Raw genomic sequence first — 20,747 nt, 5'->3', positions numbered from 1 at the left:
AACTTCAATATTCGCCTGATGTTGCGCCTGACGCCCAGTACAGGGCGTACGGCGCGGGCGGCGTCACCATCCCATTGCCCCGGGGCGGGCAATGCGCCTATGGGAGGGGCATGGCTGACGTGCCTCTTACCGCAGCGGACTTCCCGCCCCCTTCCGTCGAGGAGTGGCGCCGGCTGGTGGACAAGGACCTCAAGGGCAAGCCCTTCACGGTGCTCCAGTCGCCTCTCGAAGGCGGCCTGTCCCTCCAGCCCCTCTACACCCCCCAGGACGCCCCGCCCCCGGCCGAACCGCCCGGCGTCGCGCCCTATGTGCGTGGCACCCAGCCCCTGGGTCACACCGAGGGCGGCTGGCTCCTGTGCCAGGAGTACGCGGGCCCCGACGTGGCCGAGACCGCCGAGGTGCTGCGCGACGACCTGGAGCGCGGCACGCAGGGCGTGTGGCTGCTGCTGGACGCGCCCCTCGGCCTGGACGTGAGGGATGAGGCCACGCTGGCGCGGCTGCTCGCGCACGTGCCGCTGGACCGCACGCCCGTGCACCTGGAGCCGACCTCGGACGTGCTCCGTCCCGCGTCCCTGCTGCTAGAGGTGCTGGCGAAGAAGGCCGGCGCCGCGAAGCAGACCCTGCGCGGCAGCCTGGGCATCGACCCCATCGCGGCGCTCGCTCGCCACGGCGCCGCGAAGGTGGACGTGGCCCGCACGCTGGCGGAGGCCGCGCCCCTCGTCACGTCGCTGCTCAAGGACGCTCCGGGCCTGCGCGCGCTGCTGGTGTCGTCGCGCCCCTGGGCGGACGCGGGCGCAACGTCCGTGCACGAGCTGGCGTGGAGCATCGCCACCGGCGTGGAGTACCTGCGAGAGCTGGAGCGCGCGGGCGTGTCCCCCGGTGAGGCCGCGCGGTCCATGCAGTTCGCGCTGTCCGTGGGCGGTCAGTTCTTTCCCGAGATTGCCAAGCTGCGCGCGGCGCGGCTGCTCTGGTCCAAGGTCGTCGCCGCTTCGGGCGGTGCGCCGGAGTCGCAGGCCATGGCGCTGCACGCTCGCACCGCCAGCGCCACCAAGACGCGGCGCGACCCGTGGGTGAACATCCTGCGCGGCACCGCAGAGTCCTTCGCCGCCGTCGTCGCCGGCGCGGACAGCGTGAGCACGTCCCCCTTCGACGAGCCCCTGGGCACGCCGGACGAGCTGGGTCGGCGGCTCGCGCGCAACACGCAGCTCATCCTGCGCGACGAGTCCAGCCTCAACCGCGTCGCGGATCCCGCGGGCGGCAGCTACTACCTGGAGCAGCTCACCGGCGAGTTCGCCCGCGCGGCCTGGACGGAGCTCCAGCGCATCGAGGCGCTGGGCGGCATCGGCAAGGCCATCGCGCAGGGCGACGTGGCCCGCGTCCTCACGGAGACGCGCACCGCGCGCGACAAGGCCGTGCGCACGCGCAAGCTCCCCATCGTGGGCGTCAGCGAGTTCCCCCACCTCCACGAAGCCCCCGTGCAGCGCGAGGCCCGCCCGGCCGCGCCCGCGAACAGTGCAGGCGCCGTCACCCCGCCGCAGCCCGTCCGAGTTGCGGAGGCCTTCGAGTCCCTGCGCGACGCGAGCGACCGCTACCACGCGGCGCACGGCGCCCGCCCGCGCGCCTTCATGGCGAACCTGGGCACCGTGGCCGAGCACACCGCGCGCTCCACGTGGATTTCCAACGTGCTCGCGGTGGGCGGCATCGAGGCCGACGAGCACCACGGCTTCGCGGACGCGAACGCCGCCGCGGAGCTGTTCGCGAAGGCGGGCACGACGCTGGCCGTCCTCTCCGGGCCGGATGCCCTCTACCCGGAGGCCGTGCCTGTCTATGTCGCGGCCCTCAAGGCGAAGGGCGCCCGCACGGTCGCCGTCGCGGGCCGCCCCGGTGAACACGAGGCCGCCTTCCGCGCGGCCGGCGTGGACCTCTTCCTCTACGCGGGAGCGGACCTGTTCCAACTCCTGAAGACGCTGCACACGCAACTGGGAGTGGCCTGATGCGCCCCACCGTTCCGGACTTCTCCCGCGTCGCCTTCGACGCCTCCGAAACCCAGACGCCCTCGCCGGCCGTCGAGAAGCAGCGCGCCCACGCGAGCAACGCCACGCGCGCCGCGGAGGCCTGGGACACGCCCGAGGGCATCCCGGTCAAGCCGCTCTACACCCGCGAGGACCTGGAGGGCGTGGCGCACCTGGGCTCGCTGCCGGGCCTGCCGCCCTTCGTGCGCGGCCCCTACTCCACCATGTACGTGCAGCAGCCGTGGACGGTGCGCCAGTACGCGGGCTTCTCCACGGCGGAGGCGTCCAACGCCTTCTACCGCCGCAACCTCGCGGCCGGGCAGAAGGGCCTGTCCATCGCGTTCGACCTGGCCACGCACCGCGGCTACGACAGCGACCACCCGCGCGTCGCGGGTGACGTGGGCATGGCGGGCGTCGCCATCGACTCCATCAAGGACATGCGCATCCTGTTCGACCGCATCCCGCTCGACCAGATGAGCGTGTCGATGACGATGAACGGCGCCGTCCTCCCCGTGCTCGCGCTCTACGTGGTCGCGGCCGAGGAGCAGGGCGTGAAGCCCGAGCAGCTCAGCGGGACCATCCAGAACGACATCCTCAAGGAGTTCATGGTCCGCAACACGTACATCTATCCGCCCGGTCCCTCCATGCGGATCATCGGGGACATCTTCAAGTTCACGGCGGAGCGGATGCCGCGCTTCAACAGCATCAGCATCAGCGGCTACCACATGCAGGAGGCCGGCGCGACGCAGGACCTGGAGCTGGGCTACACGCTCGCGGACGGCGTGGAGTACGTGCGCGCGGGCCTCGCCGCCGGCCTGGGCGTGGACGCGTTCGCCCCGCGCCTGTCGTTCTTCTGGGCCATCGGGATGAACTTCTTCATGGAGGTGGCCAAGATGCGCGCGGCCCGCCTCCTGTGGGCCCGCCTCATCAAGGGCTTCAACCCGAAGAGCGACAAGAGCCTGGCGCTGCGCACCCATTGCCAGACGTCCGGCTGGAGCCTCACCGCGCAGGACGTCTACAACAACGTCGTGCGCACATGCGTGGAGGCCATGGCCGCGACGCAGGGCCACACCCAGAGCCTGCACACCAACTCGCTGGATGAAGCCATCGCGCTGCCCACGGACTTCAGCGCGCGCATCGCCCGCAACACCCAGCTCTACCTCCAGCTGGAGAGCGGCACCACCCGCGTCATCGACCCGTGGGGCGGCAGCTACTACGTGGAGCGCCTCACGCACGAGCTGGCGCAGAAGGCCTGGGGCCACATCCAGGAGGTGGAGGCGCTGGGCGGCATGACCAAGGCCATTGAAGCGGGCCTGCCCAAGCTGCGCATCGAGGAGGCCGCCGCGCGTACGCAGGCGCGCATCGACTCCGGACGCCAGGCCATCATCGGCGTGAACAAGTACCCGCCGGAGCGCGCGGACAACATCGAAATCCTCAAGGTGGACAACTCCGCCGTGCGCGAGGCGCAGATTGCCCGCCTGCGCGAGCTGCGCGCGGAGCGCAACGGCGAAGAGGTCCGCCGCCGCCTGGACGCGCTCACCGAGGCGGGTCGGCGCAACGAGGGCAACCTCCTGGCGCTGGCCATCGACGCGGCTCGGGCGAAGGCCACCGTGGGGGAGATCAGCGACGCCCTGGAGAAGGTCTACGGGCGCTACGAGGCCACCGTGCGCGGGGTGACGGGCGTGTATTCAGCGGAAGCGGGACAGGCGCAGGGCATCGCGGAGGCGCGGGCGAAGGCGGATGACTTCCTGGCGCGCTTCGGCCGCCGGCCGCGCATCCTCATCGCGAAGATGGGCCAGGACGGCCACGACCGCGGACAGAAGGTCATCGCCACCGCGTTCGCGGACCTGGGCTTCGACGTGGACATCGGGCCGCTGTTCCAGACGCCCGAGGAGTCCGCGCGCCAGGCGGTGGAGAACGACGTGCACGTGGTGGGCGCGTCGTCGCTGGCCGCGGGCCACCTCACGCTGGTGCCGCAGCTCAAGCACGCGCTCAAGGCCCTGGGCCGCGAGGACATCATGGTCGTGGTGGGCGGCGTCATCCCGCCCCAGGACTACGACGCGCTTCGCGCCGCGGGAGCGGCCGCCATCTTCGGCCCGGGCACCGTCATCGCGAAGGCCGCCATCGAGCTGCTCGACAAGCTGGCCGCCGAGCAGGAGGCGGCGTGAAGCTGCTGCCCGCGGACACCTACGTGGACGGCGTGCGCGCGGGCGACAGGGCGGTGCTCGCGCGCGCCATCACCCTGGTGGAGAGCGAGCACCCGAAGCACGCCGGGCTCGCGCAGGAGGTGCTCACGAAGCTGCTGCCCCACACCGGCAGGAGCCGCCGCGTGGGCATCAGCGGCGTGCCCGGCGTGGGCAAGAGCACCTTCATCGACGCGCTGGGCATGCACCTGGTGGGAGGCGGCCACAAGGTGGCGGTGCTCGCCATCGACCCGTCCAGCAGCATCACGGGAGGCAGCATCCTGGGCGACAAGACGCGCATGTACCGGCTGGCGCGGGAACAGGCCGCGTACATCCGCCCCAGCCCCTCCAGCGGCACGCTGGGCGGCGTCGCGCGCAAGACGCGGGAGACGCTGCTCTTGTGCGAGGCCGCGGGCTTCGACGTGGTGCTGGTGGAGACGGTGGGCGTGGGCCAGTCCGAGACCATGGTCGCGGACCTGGTGGACTTCTACCTGGTGCTGATGCTCGCGGGCGCCGGGGACGAGCTGCAGGGCATCAAGCGCGGCATCCTCGAAGTGGCGGACATGGTGGCCATCAACAAGGCGGACGGCGACAACCTGCCGCGCGCCACGCGGGCCCGCGCCGAGTACCGCGCCGCCCTGCACCTGATGCGCCCCGGCGCGGAGCCGGTGGTCACCACGTGCAGCGCCATGGAGGGCACCGGCATCGACACGCTGTGGGCCTCCGTGGAGGACGTCGTCGCGAAGCGCGAGGCCTCTGGAGAACTGCAGCACCGGCGCACCCAGCAGCAGGTGGGCTGGATGTGGGCCATGGTGCACGATGGCCTGCGAGCAGCCCTGCGGGCGCACCCCGAGGTGGCCGCCCTGGTGCCCGTCCTGGAGCAGGCCGTACGCGAAGGCCGCGCGACGCCCACCTCCGCCGCACTGCGTGTGCTGGGCGCGTTCCTGCCGCAATCGCAGGCCTGACAAGCCGCGTCGTTCAAAGGCCAACGCCTGTCTCAATCGCTTGCCGGGCCTGCACCGCACTCCTAGTGTACGCCCGTGCGACACCCCCAACCGACCACCGCTCCCCAGCCGTACCGGCCCCGCCACCACGTCCGCATCGTCACGGCCGCCAGCCTGTTTGACGGGCACGACGCGGCCATCAACGTGATGCGCCGCCTGATGCAGTCCTCCGGCGCGGAGATCATCCACCTGGGCCACAACCGGTCCGTGGCTGAAATCGTGGACTGCGCCATCCAGGAGGACGCCCAGGGCATCGCCCTCACGTCCTACCAGGGCGGCCACGTCGAGTACTTCAAGTACATGATCGACCTGCTGCGCGAGCGCGGCGCGAACATCAAGGTGTTCGGCGGCGGCGGCGGCACCATCCTCCCCTCGGAGATCGAGGAGCTGCACCAGTACGGCGTCGCGCGCATCTATTCCCCGGACGACGGCCGCGCCATGGGCCTGCAGGGGATGATCGACGACCTCATCTCCCAGTGTGACTTCGAGAAGCGCCCGGCGGACTACAAGGGCCTCCTGAAGCAGCCCCTCCCCCGCGAGCCGGAGCGCATCGCGTCGCTCATCACCATCGCGGAGAACTTCGCGGACGCGGGCGAGGAGCTGCGCGCCGCGCTGAAGACCGCCGTCGCGGACGCCCCCCGGGTGCCCGTGCTGGGCATCACGGGCACGGGCGGCGCCGGCAAGTCCAGCCTGGTGGACGAGCTGGTGCGCCGCTTCCTGGCGGACTTCCCGGACAAGACCCTGGCGGTGCTCTCCGTGGACCCGTCCAAGCGCAAGTCCGGCGGCGCGCTCCTGGGCGACCGCATCCGCATGAACGCCATCGACAACCCGCGCGTCTACATGCGCTCGATGGCCACCCGTCAGAGCAACCTGGCGCTGTCCCGGCACGTCGCCCACTCCATTGAAGTCTGCAAGGCGGCGGGCTTCGACCTCATCGTGGTGGAGACCTCCGGCATCGGGCAGTCGGACACCGAAATCACCGAGCACTCGGACGTGGCGCTCTACGTGATGACGGCCGAGTACGGCGCGGCGACGCAGCTCGAGAAGATCGACATGCTCGACTTCGCGGACGTCATCGCCATCAACAAGTTCGACAAGCGCGGGTCGCTGGACGCGCTGCGCGACGTGAAGAAGCAGTGGAAGCGCAACCACAACGCCTTCACGCTGAACGACGACGCGGTGCCCGTGTACGGCACCATCGCGTCGCAGTTCAACGACCCGGGCATGAACACGCTCTACCGGGCCCTCATCGACGCGCTGGTGAAGAAGACGGGCGCGACGCTGGACAGCCGGTTCTCCCTCACGCCCGGCATGAGCGAGAAGAAGTGGATCATCCCCCCGGAGCGCACGCGCTACCTGGCGGAGATCGTCGAGGCCTGCGAGTCCTACGACGGCTTCGTGCGCGCCCAGGCCGCCATCGCCCGGCGCATGTACCAGCTGCACGGCACCATCCAGGCCCTGCGCCAGAACGTGGGCAAGAAGAAGCTGGAGATCGTCGAGCCCAAGGACGCTGGCGACGTGGTGCAGGTGACGGAGCGCGTGGAGGGCGAGCCCGCGTACCTGGGCGACCTGGTGGCGCTGTACCAGGACCTGGAGAGCCGCCTGCACGCGGACTGCCGGCGCCTCTTGGCCGAGTGGCCGGCGACGAAGAAGCGCTACGCCGCGTCCAAGTACCAGTTCCAGGTGCGCGACAAGGTCATCGAGCTGGACCTCATCAGCGAGACGCTGTCGCACCTGCGCGTGCCCAAGATTGCCCTGCCCAAGTACGAGGACTGGGGCGACATCCTGACGTGGCTCCTGCGGGAGAACGCGCCGGGCGCCTTCCCGTTCACCGCGGGCGTCTTCCCGCTCAAGCGCGAGGGCGAGGACCCCGCGCGCATGTTCGCGGGCGAGGGCGGCCCGGAGCGCACCAACAAGCGCTTCCACTACGTGTCTCGCGGCCTGCCCGCGAAGCGCCTGTCCACGGCGTTCGACTCGGTGACGCTGTACGGCGAGGACCCGGACCACCGGCCGGACATCTACGGCAAGGTGGGCAACTCGGGAGTGTCCATCGCGAACGTGGACGACGCGAAGAAGCTCTACTCCGGCTTCGACCTGGCGGACCCGTCCACGTCCGTGTCCATGACCATCAACGGCCCGGCGCCCATGCTGCTGGGCTTCTTCCTCAACGCCGCGGTGGACCAGCAGTGCGAGAAGTGGATCCGCGCGAACGGCAAGGTGGACGAGGTCGAGAAGAAGATCGACGCGCTCTACCAGGAGCGCGGCCTGCCGCGTCCGCGCTACCAGGGCGAATTGCCCCAGGGCAACGACGGGCTGGGGCTGTTGCTGCTGGGCGTGTCCGGTGACGAGGTCCTGCCGCCGGAGGTCTACGCGAAGATCCGCGCGTCCACGCTCCAGGCGGTGCGCGGCACGGTGCAGGCGGACATCCTCAAGGAGGACCAGGCGCAGAACACCTGCATCTTCTCCACGGAGTTCGCCCTGCGCGTGATGGGCGACATCCAGCAGTACTTCATCGACCAGAAGGTGCGGAACTTCTACTCGGTGTCCATCAGCGGGTACCACATCGCGGAGGCCGGGGCGAACCCCATCTCCCAGCTCGCGTTCACGCTGGCGAACGGCTTCACCTTCGTCGAGTACTACCTGTCGCGCGGGATGCACATCGACGACTTCGCGCCCAACCTGTCGTTCTTCTTCTCCAACGGCATGGACCCGGAATACGCGGTGCTGGGGCGCGTGGCCCGCCGCATCTGGGCCAAGGCCATCCGGGACAAGTACGGCGGCAACGACCGGTCGCAGAAGCTGAAGTATCACATCCAGACGTCCGGCCGGTCCCTGCACGCGCAGGAGATTGCCTTCAACGACATCCGCACCACGCTGCAGGCGTTGCTGGCGCTCAACGACAACTGCAACTCGTTGCACACGAACGCCTACGACGAGGCCATCACCACGCCCACGGAGGAGAGCGTGCGGCGCGCGCTGGCCATCCAGCTGGTCATCAACAAGGAGTTCGGCCTGTCGAAGAACGAGAACCCCAACCAGGGCTCGTTCATCATCGAGGAGCTGACGGACCTGGTGGAGGCGGCGGTGCTCAACGAGTTCCGCGCCATCTCCGAGCGCGGCGGCGTGCTGGGCGCCATGGAGCGCATGTACCAGCGCTCCAAGATTCAAGAGGAGTCGCTCTACTACGAGATGCAGAAGCACGACGGGACGCTGCCCATCATCGGCGTGAACACCTTCCTGGATCCGAAGGGCTCGCCCACGGTGACGCCGCCGGAGGTGATTCGCGCGACGAAGGACGAGAAGGACTACGCCATCACCGCGCGTGACGCCTTCTGGAAGCGCAACGCGAAGACGGCCCCCGCCGCGCTGGAGGCGGTGCGCCGCGCGGCCCTGGACAACGGCAACGTGTTCGGCGCGCTGATGGACGCCTGCAAGGTGTGCACGCTGGGCCAGCTGTCCCGCGCGCTGTACGAGGTGGGCGGCCAGTACCGGCGCAACATGTGATGCAAGCACCGCGGTCCCGGGCAGCTGTCCCGGGACCGCGGCGTGGGCTGCATCAGGGGGCGTTCGTGCCCAGGTCCTCGAACTGGAGGGTGTAGTGGCCCTCCACCCAGCGCGTCGGGACGACCGGATTGATGTTCACGCGCACGAAGTGCGTGGCCTGGGACGTCTTGAAGACCGTGACGGTGCGGTCACTGCCCGACGGGCCCGGGGAGGTGCTGCCCGGCTCGATGTTCCAGACCTCGCATTGCTTGTTACCGTCGATGGTGCAGGACACCCGGTAGTGGTGACCGGCCACGACGCCCAGGGAGAAGACATCCTTGTCCGTGAAGGTCTCCATCTTCGCCTGCACGGACGCCGTGCCCGCCGAGAGCGCGGTGGCGGTCTCCAGGGTGTCCCCGTGGTCCTCCGCCCCCATGCCCCTCAAGACGCAGGTGTACGGCTGGGTGGAGGTGTTGTCCTTCTGGTCCTTGATGAGTGCGTAGAACACGCCCCCCGGAGACTTGAAGGCCGCGGCGGCCTGGGTCTCCTCGAAGGAGCCGTTGTCCGTGGGGCCGTAGTCCTGTCCGCGCGAGTTGAGGATGGCGAGCTGCCAGTAAGGGGTGGGGAAGGTGCACTCGAGCGCGTAGACGTTGCCCGCCACGGTCTGGAAGGAGAGCAGATCCCGCTCACCCCAGTGCTCACCGGCCCCCGTCAGGACCTGCTCCGAGGGCGTCCAGGGCGTCGCCGTGGCAAAGAGGTCGCCATGGTCGTCCAGGCCCGTGTCCACGAAGCGGAAGGAGAAGGGCGCCACGGGGGCTTCGGAGTACTCGGAGTACCACGCGACCTCCACCGTATGGACGGCGCCTCCCGTGAGCCCGGACCAATGCCACGCATGGGGGGTGGAGCTGACGCCCCGGTTCGGGATGCCGTAGTCGAGCGACTTCCCTGCCTCGTCCCGCATCTCCAGGACGTAGCCATCGGAACCGGCCTCGACGATGAGGTCGTAGTGGTGCCCGGCCTGGGGCACGAAGGCGAACCGGAGCGGGGTCTCCACGCGTCCCCACGCAACGCGGTGGACCTCCGTCGCGGACGGCGTCAGCAGCACATGGCCCTCCGGGATGCCGCCCGTCGAGCCGGCGTCCGTGCCGGCATCGGCATCCGAGCCCGCATCCGGGTCGGTGCCGGCGTCGGTCCCGGCGTCCACGCCAGGTCCCGCGTCAGGTGAGGGGTTGGAGTTCGAATCACAAGCGCCCAGCGCCAACAGGCAGGCGCCGAGCACGAAGGCAGACAGAGGTCGTTTCAGAATGGGCATACCTTTGAGAGGACGCCCACCCTATGCGAGGGCTGACATTCCGCCAATCCACGCTCAGTACGGACTCGACGTGGGACGGATGATGATTTCGCTCACGTCCACGTCCGCCGGCTGGCTGATGGCGTAGCTGATGGCACGGGCAATGGCATCCGCCGGAATCGCGTCCTTGCGGAACTCGCGCATGTACTCGCGCGACGCCGCGTCGCTGATGCTCTCCGCCAGCTCCGACTGCGTGACTCCCGGAGAAATCACCGTCACCCGGAGGTCCGCGCCCACCTCCTGGCGCAGCCCCTCGGAGATGGCCAGCACCGCGTACTTCGTGGCGCAGTAGACCGCCGCCGTCGGGACCACCGAGTGCCCGCCAATGGAAGACAGGTTGATGAACTGCCCCGACTTCTGGCGCTTCATCACCGGCAGCCCCGCCGCGATGCCGTGCAGCACGCCCCGGATGTTCACGTCGATCATCCGGTTCCACTCGTCCACCTTCAGCTCGTCCAGCTTCGACAGCGGCATCACCCCCGCGTTGTTGATGAGCACGTCCAGCCGCCCGTACTCCTTCAGCGTGAAGGCCACGAAGGCGTCCACGTCCTCGCGCTTCGTCACGTCCAGCGCCTTGTAGCGAGCCTCACCGCCCTTCGCCCTCAGCTCGCCCGTCAGCGCCTCCAGCCGGTCCGCCCGGCGCGCGCCCAGCACCACCTTCGCGCCCTGACTGGCGAGCAGGCGAGCTGTCGCCTCGCCAATGCCGCTGCTCGCTCCGGTGATGGCCACCACCTTGCCCTGGATGTCCGTCGTCATCGCGTTCGTCCCCTGTGGAAGGCCCGGCGCGAAGAGGGCGCCGGGGATGAACGCACCCTCTCAAGGAGCGCGGGGACGGCGGTATCCGGATGCTCGCGGACCCTTGCCCATTCCTGCACGAGCACCCGCTTCCGTCCGGGGTTAGAACCGGCGTGCATGCCCACTGCCCGCCCCGACTCCGCCCTGAGCCCGCACCTGTCCGAGCTGGCGACGCTCCTGGAGCGCCACACGCCCACGGACGGCATCCACGCCACCGCCATCCCCCGCGTGGTGCTCATCCGCGCGTCCCAGCCCTCCACGCCGCTGCACGCGCTGCAGGAACCGGCGCTGTGCATCGTGGCGCGGGGCCGCAAGCAGGTGCTCCTGGGCGACGAGCTGTATGTCTATGGCCCGGACCAGTGCCTCGTCGCGTCCGTGGACCTGCCCGTCACGGGGCAGGTGGTGGAGGCCTCGCCCGCCGCGCCCTACCTGTGCTTCCGGCTGGACCTGGAGCCCGGGCAGCTGGGCAGCCTGATGATGGAGGCGGAGCTGGACGCGCCCGGCCCCACGGACAAGGTCCGGGGTCTGGCGTTGGGCCCCGTGGGCGCGCCGCTGCTGGACGCGACCGCGCGGCTGGTGCGGCTGCTGGACACGCCGCGCGACATCCCCGTGCTCGCGCCGCTCGTCATCCGAGAGATCCTCTACCGGCTGCTGTCCGGGGAGAACTCCGAACGGCTGCGGCGCATCGCCGTGGCGGACAGCCGCCGGGAGTCCGTCACCCGCGCCATCCACTGGCTCAAGGAGCACTACGCCGCGCCGCTGCGCATCGAACGGCTGGCGCGCGCCGTCCACATGAGCCCGTCCGCGCTCCACCACCACTTCAAGTCCGTCACCGCCATGAGCCCGCTGCAGTACCAGAAGCAGCTGCGGCTCCAGGAGGCCCGGCGCCTGATGCTGGCGCAGGCCATGGACGCGGCGATGGCCGGCCACTCCGTGGGCTACGAGAGCCCGTCCCAGTTCAGCCGCGAGTACAGCCGGATGTTCGGTGCGCCACCCTCCCGTGACATCGCGAGGCTGCGCGAGTCCCTGGGCTCCGCCCCGGCGGCGGCGCGATAGCACCCCAGTACCAATGGCGGAGGGGGCGCATCGTCTCCACGTTGTGCCCCCCTTCCGGGCCATCGCGCTGGAAGGCATGCCCGTGGGGAGGGCCGAGATGTCTTCTGGTGAAGGTGGTGACTGGGGCCTGAAGCACACGGCGACACGGCTCAGCGCCGAGGAGCTGGAGCAGGTGGCCCGGGAGGAGCTGTTCCGCAACCCGACCCTGTCCCCTTCCGGCAGCGCCGTGCGCTTCCTGCGCGTGAACCTCATGCGCATCGCGGGGCACCTGGGGGAGCTGCACCTGCCGGACTTCAAGGAGGTGGTGGGCAGTGCCCTCCAGGCCGCGGATCACCCCACGCCCCTCATCTTCGTCGCCCAGCTGCGGGAGCGGCTGTCCTTCGAGCGGATCAGCTCACGGCTCTACGCGGGGCTCCTGGTGAAGACCCATGCCCTGGGCAGCTACCCGGGAGGCCCCACGCCGGAGCGGCTCGTGGAGCTGCACAACCAGGAGCTGGACCACCTGAACCTCGTCCGCGAGTGCATCTACCGGCTCGGGATGGACGCGGCCCAGGTGACGGTGTCCGGGGACGGCGCCGACCCGCGGACGCATGGGCTGCTGCGCGCCGTGGACGACCCGTGCGCCACGCTCCAGGACGCGCTGCGCGCGGTCCTCATCTCGGAGATCCTCAACAACGCCGGCTGGGCGCTGCTCGTGGACCTGACCCAGGAATTGGGGCCGTCCGACCTGGTGGACGCCTTCCGCGAGGTCCTGCGCGAGGAGACGCTGCACCTGGAAGAGGTCACCGACTGGGTCGCCAACCTCCCGGAGGACCTCCGCGCCGCCGCCGCGCGGGTCTCCACCGGCTGAGGCGCTTGCCGCGCTCAGCGGGACACCGGCCGCCTGCGCGCGACCCGCTCCCGCACGGTGGCGATGAAGCCGGGCTTGTCCGCGCTCCCCTTCACGCCGTCGAAGTCCAGCTCCAGGTTCTCGGCGACGGCCCGGAGGTACTCCAGACAGGGCTCGTCCTGGGGCGGCTTGCCTTCCGCGAACAGCGGATGGCACTTGGAGCAGTAGTTGACCACCCAGACGCGCTCGTCCTCCGGAATCTCCAGCGAGACGGGGTTGCCGTCGCTCTCGTCCTCGTCGAACGGCTCGATGCGCCAGACGCCCGTGGCGTCGTCGTCATCCATGAGCAGCTGCCGGTAGTTGAGGCTGGGGACGAACTCCCATTCGCCCCAGTCGTAGCCGAAGGGCTGCGTCCGCGTGCGCCGGGCGCGGCCCCGGGCCGCCTCGAAGGCGTCGGCGTCCTCCGGCGCCTCGTCGGCGGCGAAGAAGAACAGGTCCAGGATGGCCTCGTCATCGCCCATCCCCTCCTCCTCGCACTCCTCGCCTGTCTTCTCACCGCACGCGTACGTCGTGGGAGGACCGCAGACACTGCATCGGTAGTCGTGGACGCCCATGGCCTTGAGACTAACAAACGCCGGCGCACGGCTCAGTCGTCGTCATCGTCGTCGTCCCAGCGCCCCCTCCACCGGAACGCCGGACGCGGCGGGAAAGCCTTCCGTGAGGGGGCCGACGTGCGCGCGCCACTCGCGGATCCGGCCCATCCCAACCAGGCCCCCCACCCGTCCTGTCAGTCCCACCGCGTCATTCGCTGGCGGCGACAATCACCTCGAAGGTGCACGTCAGCTGGCCGCCGTCGGCATAGCGGTAGACGAAGTGGCCCTCCGCGGCCGCTCCCGACAGCGCGTCCAGCGTCACCGAGCCCTCCACCGGGACGCCCGGCACGGCGAGGTAGCCGGACGACCCGCCGATGTTCCCCACCCACCGCGTCACCAGTGACGGCTCCGCGGGCACCAGCTGCCCCTGCTGGGGATGGAGCCCCACCGTCCGGTCCTCCTCCACCCGGGCGCCCTCCACCAGGTGGATGTCCACGCCGAAGCCCTCCAGCGCCGGCTCGCCGTCCGGCGTGTAGTCCAGGTCGACGAAGGTGTCCGGCAGCTCGCCCTGCTCGGAGCGGTGCACCAGCGAGGACTCCTCCAGGAGGGGCCAGTGCACGCGCCGTCCCTGATGCGTGCCCACGCATTCACCCGAGGCCCTGGGCAGGTTGTCCAGCCAGTAGCAGGAGGAGACGCAGAGGGCGCAGGCCAGCAGCGGCAGCACGGTGCGCGGCGGACGGGACATGGCCCGTATCCTAGCCGGAGGACCGGGGACCCGGCGGAGCCCGGGCTCCCTGCAACTCCTGCCATTCCCTCCTGGGAGGGGGGGGGGGAGGGGTGACGAGCCCGTGGCGGGAATGCTATGAACCCGCCGTCGTCTGCCTTTGTCGTTCCGGCCTGTCTTCCGTCAGGCTTTGTCTCCCCGGCCATTCACACCTGCATTCATTCATTTCCCGCCCGGGGGGAGGCGTGGGGCCGTGCGCCCCGCGTGGGCTGCCTCCGGGTCCGTACCTGGAGTCGTATGTCTTTCCTGTCGGGTCCCTTCCGCGCGTCGCGCCTGGCCGTGGCCGCGCTGACCTCCCTGTCCCTGACGCTGGGCGGCTGCGCCACGCTTCCGCAGCGCGGGCAGGTCGTCATGCGCGACGTGTCCTTCCCCTTGCGTGACTTCCGCATGCCGTCCGGCCTGCGCGTGGTGGTGGAGCGCGACGCGCGCTCGCCCGTGGTGGCGGTGGTCGCGGTGGTGGGCGCGGGCAGCTCCAGCGATCCGGGCGGCAAGGAGGGGCTGGCGCACCTGGTGGAGCACCTGGCCTTCCGCGCACGGCCCGCCAACGGCCCGTCCGTGCGGGCGCGGCTCAATGCCTCCGGCGCGGGCCACTCCAACGCCTCCACCAGCCTGGACTACACGGCCTATGAGGAGCTCGCCCCCAAGGAGTCGCTGGCCACGCTGGTGAAGCTGGAGGGCGAGCGGCTGTCGTCGCCGCTCTCCAACGTCAGCCCGGAGGTCTTCGCGGTGGAGCGCGAGGTGGTGCGCAACGAACTGCGCCAGCGCAACGAGACGGGCTACGTGGGCCAGGTGTACAGCTGGGTGCACGCGGTGTCCTTCCCGGCGGGGGACCCGTACTCGCGGCCCGTGGCGGGGTCGCACGAGTCGCTGTCCGCCCTCACCCTGTCGGACGCGCACCGCTTCGCGCGCGCCCACTACCGTCCGGACAACGTCACCCTGGTCATCTCCGGGGACGTGGACCTGGCGGAGGTGGAGGCCACGCTCCAGCAGAACCTCCCGTCCGCGTGGGTGGGCACCGGCGCCCCGCTGGCCCAGGACGCGCGCATGCCCGCGAAGCGCGCGGAGCCTCCGGTCGCGCCGGTCAGCAAGACGCTGCCGGTGTACGCGGCGGCGGTGCCGTCGCCGGAGCTGTACCTGTCGTGGGTGCTGCCGCGCGCCTTCGACGAGGCCAGCGCCCTGCACGACTTCGTGGAGGTCAGCCTGGACAACAAGCTCTGGGAAGCGGTGCGCAACGACGGCGACATCGCGGGCATCTCCACGAGCCTGGTGTCCGGCACCCGCGCGTCGCTGCTCATCGTGCGCGTGCACCTGTCGCGCGGGGACCACCCGGAGCGCTCGGCGGAGAAGGTCCTGGACCAGGTCTACAAGACGTGGACCGGGGAGATTGAAGCCGGCAACGTGCTGGGCCAGGAGTTCAACTTCCAGTCCCTGCGCCGCCAGGTGGTGACCAGCATGGTGCTGGAGTCGGAGCGGCTGCTGGCGCGCACGAAGAGCCGCGCGCTGCTCACCCACTTCACGACGGACGTGCGCTCGTACACGCGCTCGCAGATGGCGCTGATGGGGCTGGACGGCGGCAAGGTGACGGACTTCGCGTACCAGTGGCTCCAGCGCGACCGGGCGCACGCCCTCCTCGTGCGGCCCGGGGAGAGCGGCCTTCCGACGGCGGTCCCCGTGCTGGCGAAGCTGCCCGGGGGCGAGCCCGCGGTGGTGGGCGGCGAGCGCGTCACGCCCTCCATGCTGACGGCCACCACGGCCCCGGTGCAGGTGCTGAAGCTGGAGAACGGCATGGAGGTGCTGCTGGTGCCCCGGCCGGGCCTGCCGGTGGTGCGGGTGGGCGCGGCGCTGGGCGGCGGGACGGCGCACGGAGAGAAGCCGGGCGTGGCGGACCTGGCGAAGTGGGGCGCCTTCCGCGAGTCGTACTTCGAGGGTCACCTGAGCGACTGGGGCCTGCACTCGGGCACCCGCACGGAGCTGGACCACGTGCGCGTGGACATGGCCGGCACGGCGGGCAACGTGGGCAACATGCTGGCGATGCTCGCCGAGGACCTGTCCACCACCCGCACGTCGGAGGACGTGGTGCGCTACTGGCGCGAGCAGGTGCAGCCGTGGCGCGAGGCGGTGGACACGCGCCCGGAGGTGCTGGCGCACCGGGACCTGATGCACGCGCTCTATGGCACGCACCCCTACGCCAACGAGGCGACGGGCGCGCAGATGGGCAAGGTGTCCTGGTCCGAGGCGCAGGCGTGGCTGGAGGACGTCTACCGCCCTGGCAACACGGTGGTGGTGGTGGCGGGGGAGTTCGACGTGAAGGAGGTCGAGCCGCTGGTGCGCAAGTACCTGGGCGACTGGAGCCGGGGCAAGCCGCAGCCGGTGGCCGTGCCGCCGGCGCCGGTGCTGCCCGCCGCGTCCGCGAACGTGAGCACGCTCTTCACCGCGCGCCCCGGGGCCAGCCAGGGCCAGGTGCAGCTGGCCTGCCGGCTGCCCACGGCCACGCCGGAGCTGGAGGCGCGCTACGCGCTGATGGCGGAGCTGCTGGAGGTGGAGGTCTACGAGCGGACGCGCTCCGGGACGGGGGCGTCGTACGGCTTCGGGGCCCAGCCCTGGATTGGCCGGGGCGGCGCGGCGCACCTGCTGCTGGAGGGCAGCCTGGACGCGCAGCGGCTGAGCGAGGGCGTGGGGTCGCTGCGTGAGACGCTGGCGGCGTTCGCCAAGGAGGTGTCCGCGCAGGACCTGGAGCTCGCCCGGGCGCGGTTGCTGGCGCAGCAGGCGGTGTCGTTCATCTCCACGGACGCCTGGGTGACGGCGCTGCTGCAGGCGCGCGTGCGGGGCTTCCCGGTGGAGGCGCTGGCCCAGCGCCCCGCGCACCTCCAGGCGGTGACGGCGGACGCGCTGAAGCAGGAGTTCGCGGGCTGCCTCCAGCGCCTCGTGGTGAGCGTCACGGGGGATGAGGCGCCCAGCCGCGCCGCCCTCCAGGCGGTGTCGGTGCCGTAGCGGGTGGCCTCCCGGGGCGCGGAACGACGCACCCCGCCCTGGGAGCCCTTCGCGTCAAACCGGTCCGACTGTCGGACAGGTTCGCGCCGCCTGAAGCCACGGGCGGTGCCCTCCGGGAAGGATGGCAGAACCGGTGGGCACGACCCGCCGGGCCGCGTGCCTCCGTATGAGGAGGCATGAGAGCCATGGACCTCCGTCGGACGCGGTATCTGCTGGGCGCCCTGCTGTCGTGGGGCGCCTCCGCGTGTCACGGAACGGACGGCCCCGCGTCGCCCTGCGAGGGCGCGGACTGCGCGGTGCCCGGGCTCACCCGGGCGTTCGAGCAGGGCACGCCGTCCTCGGTGGTGCGGCCGCGCACGGGCTTCGGTGGGCTCAAGGTGCGGCGGGCTTCCGGACGCACCTTCGTGCTGGAGACGACGCGGGACGCGGAAGGCCGGGACACCCGCCGGCTCACCGTGTCCGCCCGGGACGGCACGCCGCTGTGGCGATTCGACGCCGCGGCGGGAGAGTTCCTGAGCGACTTCACCGTGCACCCGTCCGGCGAAATCACCCTGGGCGTCGAGCGCACCGGCGCGACGGCGGAGGCCTTCGACCTGGTGCGCCTGTCCGTGGAAGGGCAGGTGCTGTCGCGGCAGCCGCTGCCCGCGCCCGCGACGCTGCCCGGCTCCGACCTGGGAGGCACCCTGCCCTCCCCTGCGTTCCGCATGAAGTCGCCCTGGGTCCACGCCCTCACCGACGGCTGGCTGCGCACGGAGGCGCGCGGCGAGGACGTGGCCGTGGCCTTCCTGTCGCTCGTGGCCGTCCCGGAAGGCGGGCCCGACACGCAGGAGCTGGCGTCGGGGCTGATGACGCTCCAGTGGACGGACGGGCGCTACCGCGAGCAGTGGACCCGCGTCGTCGACGGACGTCACTCCACGCAGCCGGCCGCCTGGGCCTACGACGAGTTCCGCTGGCGCGAGGCCGCGCTCCGGCCCCTGCTCGCCGTGGACGCGGAGGGCCAGCTGGTGGTGGGCCGCACGTGGAACAGCTCCCGCTGCATGGCCTCCAGCCGCACGTTCAACGACTTCACCTCCGTGCACTGCCGCTCCGGTGAGGACGTCACCAGCCCGGTGGACACCGAACGCCAGCCCTTCGCCGTGACGGCCTTCACGCCCGTGGGGACGCGCATCGGCACGCACGTCTTCGTGCCCACCCGGACGGCGGAGTTCGTCGTCTTCGACATGGCGGTGCGCGGCGGCGAAGTGGCGCTCGCGGGCACCGTGGTGACGGAAGACGCGGAGGGCACCATCGCCTGGTACCCGTCCGCGCCGGGCATGCAGGACCGGATGACGCCCTACGACGGCTACCTGGGCGTGTGGTCGCTCGACTCGGGCGCCCTGCGCTTCGAGCACCGCGTGGACACGGGCCGCGCGGACCACTTCTCCGCGCTGCGCTGGACGGACGCGGGGCTGGTCGCCGTGGGCGCCTCCGGGTGGGACCGGTGGTACGGCGGGATGAGCATCTCGCGCGGCGCCGGGGCCCTGCTCGCGCTCGCGTCCGCCGACGGCCAGACGGTGCGCACGCAGCGGCCCGGCCCCACGGGGCAGGACCGCCACTTCCACCTGCTGGGCGTGGACGCGGACGGGGACTCGCTGGTGGCGGTGGGGCTCGCGGAGGCGCCGATGACGCACTCCGGAGACGGCGGCCACCTGGAGGCCATGACCTTCGGCGGGCTCGGCGTGGAGCTGCGCTGAACACGCGCTGACACGCCGCGGGGTCCTTGAGGGCAGGGACCCGCGGCATAGGATGCCGCGCATGACGACCTCCGCCTCCGACGCCTCGCGGCTGCTGGACCTGCTGTGGGAGCGCTATGCCTCCGAAGTCCCCTTCGCGCGCACCTTCGTGGCGCTGTCCGGGGGACGCTTCCGCAACGACCACGTCGCGTTCCGCACGCTCGCGCGGCCGGAGGGAGGCATCGCCCTCTTCTCCCGCGTGTTCGAACGGTTCGGCTGGCGACCCGCCGGCGCGTACACGTTCCCGGACGCGCACCTGTCCGCCATCTATCTGGCGCACCCGGAAGGGCTGCCGCGCGTGTTCCTGTCCGAATTGAAGTCGGAGGAACTGTCGCCGCGCGCCCGCGAGCTGCTCGCCGCGCTGCCAGTGGACCCCGCGCCGCCGGAGGACGTGGAGGCGCTCGCGGCGTGGTTCACGGCGCCGCCGCCTCCGGATGAAGCCGCGCTGCTGGAGCTGGAGAAGGAGACGCAGTACGGCGCGTGGCTGCTGGCCTTCGGCCGCAAGGTGAATCACTTCACCGGCGCGGTGGATGACGTGGAGGCGTGGCAGCGGCGCATGCGCGAGGCGGGCGTGCCCATGAAGACAGACATCGAGGGCGCGCCCGGCACGTCGCTGAGGCAGACGGCCACGCACGCGGCCCCGCTGCCCCTGACGCTCCGGGGCGGAGGCACGCGCGCATGGCCGTATGCGTACTTCGAGATTGCCCAGCGCTCGGGAGGGTTCGACGGGTTCCTGGGGCCGCAGGCCCGCGCGCTGTTCGACATGACGAAGCGGGGCTGAGGCTCGCGGCCCGGGGGACGTTCGGGGGAGGGGTTCGGGAGGTCCCCCGGACCGCGACACCTCGTGAGGCTAGTGGCGGCCGCCGCCGCGCTCGCAGCGGTCGGGCAGGCTCAGCTCCGCGCCGTCGAGCGTGGCGTCGCCGCACTCCGGACCGAAGGCGAGCACGTGGCTCTCCCCGTCCGCGGTGGTGCGCGTGAGCGTGCCGCCCGTGGGCCAGGGGCACACGTCGCGCGACGGCCGGACGATGCCCGCCAGCGTGACGGCGCCCTGCGTGCCGTCGAGCGCCGTCTCCGTGTACGCGCCGTCGATGGTGCGCACCGGCGGCGTGTCGGAGGAGAACGCGACGGACAGCGAGCCCTCCAGCCGCACCGACTTCACCACCGTGCCGTCGGCGTCCGTGCGCGTGCGCGTCACGTCCGCCTGCGTGCTCTTCTGACGGGGCGGAGCGCCGTCCACCAGCTCCGACGTGGAGGCGGTGGTGCCCTTCACGGTGGAGACCTCACCGTCGGAGTTGGTGCTGGAGACCTCGAAGGTGACGGTCTGGTTCTGGGTCACCGCGCCCGTGCAGTCCTCGGAGGCTTCGTACGCGTTCACGATGTCCACCGTGCCGCTGGAGGGGCCACGCGGACCGGGACCGGGGCCGCCCGGCCGCCCACCGCCGTCCCCCCCGTCGAAGGACTGGCCGCGCACCGGAGAGCCCGTGCCATCCTGCGGAGGAGGCTGGCCACCACCGGGAGGCTGGCCACCACCGGGAGGCTGGCCGCCACCACCGCGGCCTTCGGGACGCGCGGGGGCCGCGCAGTCGGTCCACTCCAGGTGCACGGTGGCGGGCAGCGTTTTGCCACACACGTCCACGGTGGTGATGTCCGGGCTCGCGTCACAGTGGAAGCCTTCGATGGCCTGGGGGCGCAGCTTGTCCAGGCCGTGCAGGAGGCTGGACACCTCCACCGCGTCGCTCGAGTCCGACGTGGCCTCCACCGCCTGGGACACATCCGACGTGGCGTCCGTGGTCGACGTCCGCGAAGCGCTGCCGCAGCCGACCGTCATGGTGCCCACCACCAGCGCGACTGCTCCCAGCCACTGACTGCCCCTGCTCGAGTGCCTCATGAGTGC

General features: G+C 71.3%; 14 protein-coding genes. 9 read left to right on the top strand and 5 right to left on the bottom strand.

Annotation, left to right across the window (positions count from 1 at the left end; genetic code table 11):
• Nucleotides 1-110: 110 nt before the first annotated feature.
• The 4 genes from AABA78_RS13995 to AABA78_RS13980 all read left to right on the top strand — a co-directional run bounded on the left by AABA78_RS13995 (nucleotide 111) and on the right by AABA78_RS13980 (nucleotide 8,703).
• The gene (locus AABA78_RS13995) at nucleotides 111-1,994 is read left to right on the top strand and encodes a methylmalonyl-CoA mutase family protein (protein WP_338263511.1); all 1,884 of its coding nucleotides are present in this window, start codon (nucleotides 111-113) and stop codon (nucleotides 1,992-1,994) included.
• Entirely contained in the window at nucleotides 1,994-4,180 is a 2,187-nt protein-coding gene (scpA, locus tag AABA78_RS13990; protein ID WP_338263510.1) for a methylmalonyl-CoA mutase, read from the top strand. Before AABA78_RS13995 ends, scpA begins: the two co-directional genes overlap by 1 nt.
• Entirely contained in the window at nucleotides 4,177-5,160 is a 984-nt protein-coding gene (gene meaB, locus AABA78_RS13985) for a methylmalonyl Co-A mutase-associated GTPase MeaB (RefSeq protein WP_338263508.1), read from the top strand. Before scpA ends, meaB begins: the two co-directional genes overlap by 4 nt.
• A gap of 75 nt (nucleotides 5,161-5,235) precedes the next feature.
• On the top strand, nucleotides 5,236-8,703 hold the full coding sequence (locus AABA78_RS13980) for a methylmalonyl-CoA mutase family protein (RefSeq protein WP_171416466.1): 3,468 nt from the start codon (nucleotides 5,236-5,238) through the stop codon (nucleotides 8,701-8,703).
• A gap of 52 nt (nucleotides 8,704-8,755) precedes the next feature.
• Here the strand turns inward: AABA78_RS13980 and AABA78_RS13975 are convergent, their stop codons facing one another.
• Entirely contained in the window at nucleotides 8,756-9,886 is a 1,131-nt protein-coding gene (locus tag AABA78_RS13975; protein WP_338263507.1) for a hypothetical protein, read from the bottom strand.
• A gap of 162 nt (nucleotides 9,887-10,048) precedes the next feature.
• Nucleotides 10,049-10,789: an SDR family oxidoreductase gene (locus AABA78_RS13970; protein ID WP_338263505.1), complete on the bottom strand. Its 741-nt coding sequence runs from the start codon at nucleotides 10,787-10,789 to the stop codon at nucleotides 10,049-10,051.
• A gap of 156 nt (nucleotides 10,790-10,945) precedes the next feature.
• Here AABA78_RS13970 and AABA78_RS13965 point away from each other — a divergent pair, with 156 nt between their 5' ends.
• Together AABA78_RS13965 and AABA78_RS13960 are read left to right on the top strand one after the other, a co-directional pair.
• Nucleotides 10,946-11,884 (top strand): AraC family transcriptional regulator, encoded by a 939-nt coding sequence (locus AABA78_RS13965; protein WP_338263504.1) that lies wholly within the window; start codon nucleotides 10,946-10,948, stop codon nucleotides 11,882-11,884.
• Between the two features lie 97 nt (nucleotides 11,885-11,981).
• Entirely contained in the window at nucleotides 11,982-12,734 is a 753-nt protein-coding gene (locus tag AABA78_RS13960; RefSeq protein ID WP_338263503.1) for a ferritin-like domain-containing protein, read from the top strand.
• Between the two features lie 14 nt (nucleotides 12,735-12,748).
• Here the strand turns inward: AABA78_RS13960 and AABA78_RS13955 are convergent, their stop codons facing one another.
• Both AABA78_RS13955 and AABA78_RS13950 read right to left on the bottom strand, forming a co-directional pair.
• Complete coding sequence (locus tag AABA78_RS13955; RefSeq protein ID WP_338263502.1) at nucleotides 12,749-13,327, bottom strand: hypothetical protein; 579 nt, start codon at nucleotides 13,325-13,327, stop codon at nucleotides 12,749-12,751.
• A 187-nt stretch (nucleotides 13,328-13,514) separates the two neighbouring features.
• Nucleotides 13,515-14,051, bottom strand: a complete 537-nt coding sequence (locus AABA78_RS13950; protein WP_338263501.1) for a hypothetical protein — start codon at nucleotides 14,049-14,051, stop codon at nucleotides 13,515-13,517.
• 276 nt (nucleotides 14,052-14,327) lie between these two features.
• Between AABA78_RS13950 and AABA78_RS13945 the strand changes: the two genes are divergently transcribed.
• The 3 genes from AABA78_RS13945 to AABA78_RS13935 all read left to right on the top strand — a co-directional run bounded on the left by AABA78_RS13945 (nucleotide 14,328) and on the right by AABA78_RS13935 (nucleotide 19,634).
• Complete coding sequence (locus AABA78_RS13945) at nucleotides 14,328-17,081, top strand: M16 family metallopeptidase (RefSeq protein WP_338263500.1); 2,754 nt, start codon at nucleotides 14,328-14,330, stop codon at nucleotides 17,079-17,081.
• A 185-nt stretch (nucleotides 17,082-17,266) separates the two neighbouring features.
• Nucleotides 17,267-18,814 carry a hypothetical protein gene (locus tag AABA78_RS13940; RefSeq protein WP_338263499.1) on the top strand — a complete coding sequence of 516 codons (1,548 nt, stop codon included), beginning with the start codon at nucleotides 17,267-17,269 and terminating at the stop codon, nucleotides 18,812-18,814.
• A 61-nt stretch (nucleotides 18,815-18,875) separates the two neighbouring features.
• Nucleotides 18,876-19,634, top strand: coding sequence for a DUF1338 domain-containing protein (locus AABA78_RS13935; protein WP_338263498.1), 759 nt, complete (start codon nucleotides 18,876-18,878; stop codon nucleotides 19,632-19,634).
• A 69-nt stretch (nucleotides 19,635-19,703) separates the two neighbouring features.
• Here AABA78_RS13935 and AABA78_RS13930 read toward each other — a convergent pair whose 3' ends face one another.
• On the bottom strand, nucleotides 19,704-20,741 hold the full coding sequence (locus AABA78_RS13930; RefSeq protein WP_338263497.1) for a hypothetical protein: 1,038 nt from the start codon (nucleotides 20,739-20,741) through the stop codon (nucleotides 19,704-19,706).
• Nucleotides 20,742-20,747 lie beyond the last annotated feature (6 nt).

Origin of the sequence: Corallococcus caeni (assembly GCF_036245865.1) — a bacterium.
GTDB classification, from domain to species: Bacteria; Myxococcota; Myxococcia; order Myxococcales; family Myxococcaceae; genus Corallococcus; species Corallococcus caeni.
The sequence above is the reverse complement of the archived record's forward strand: the minus strand, read 5'-3'. Positions and strand labels throughout refer to the sequence as shown.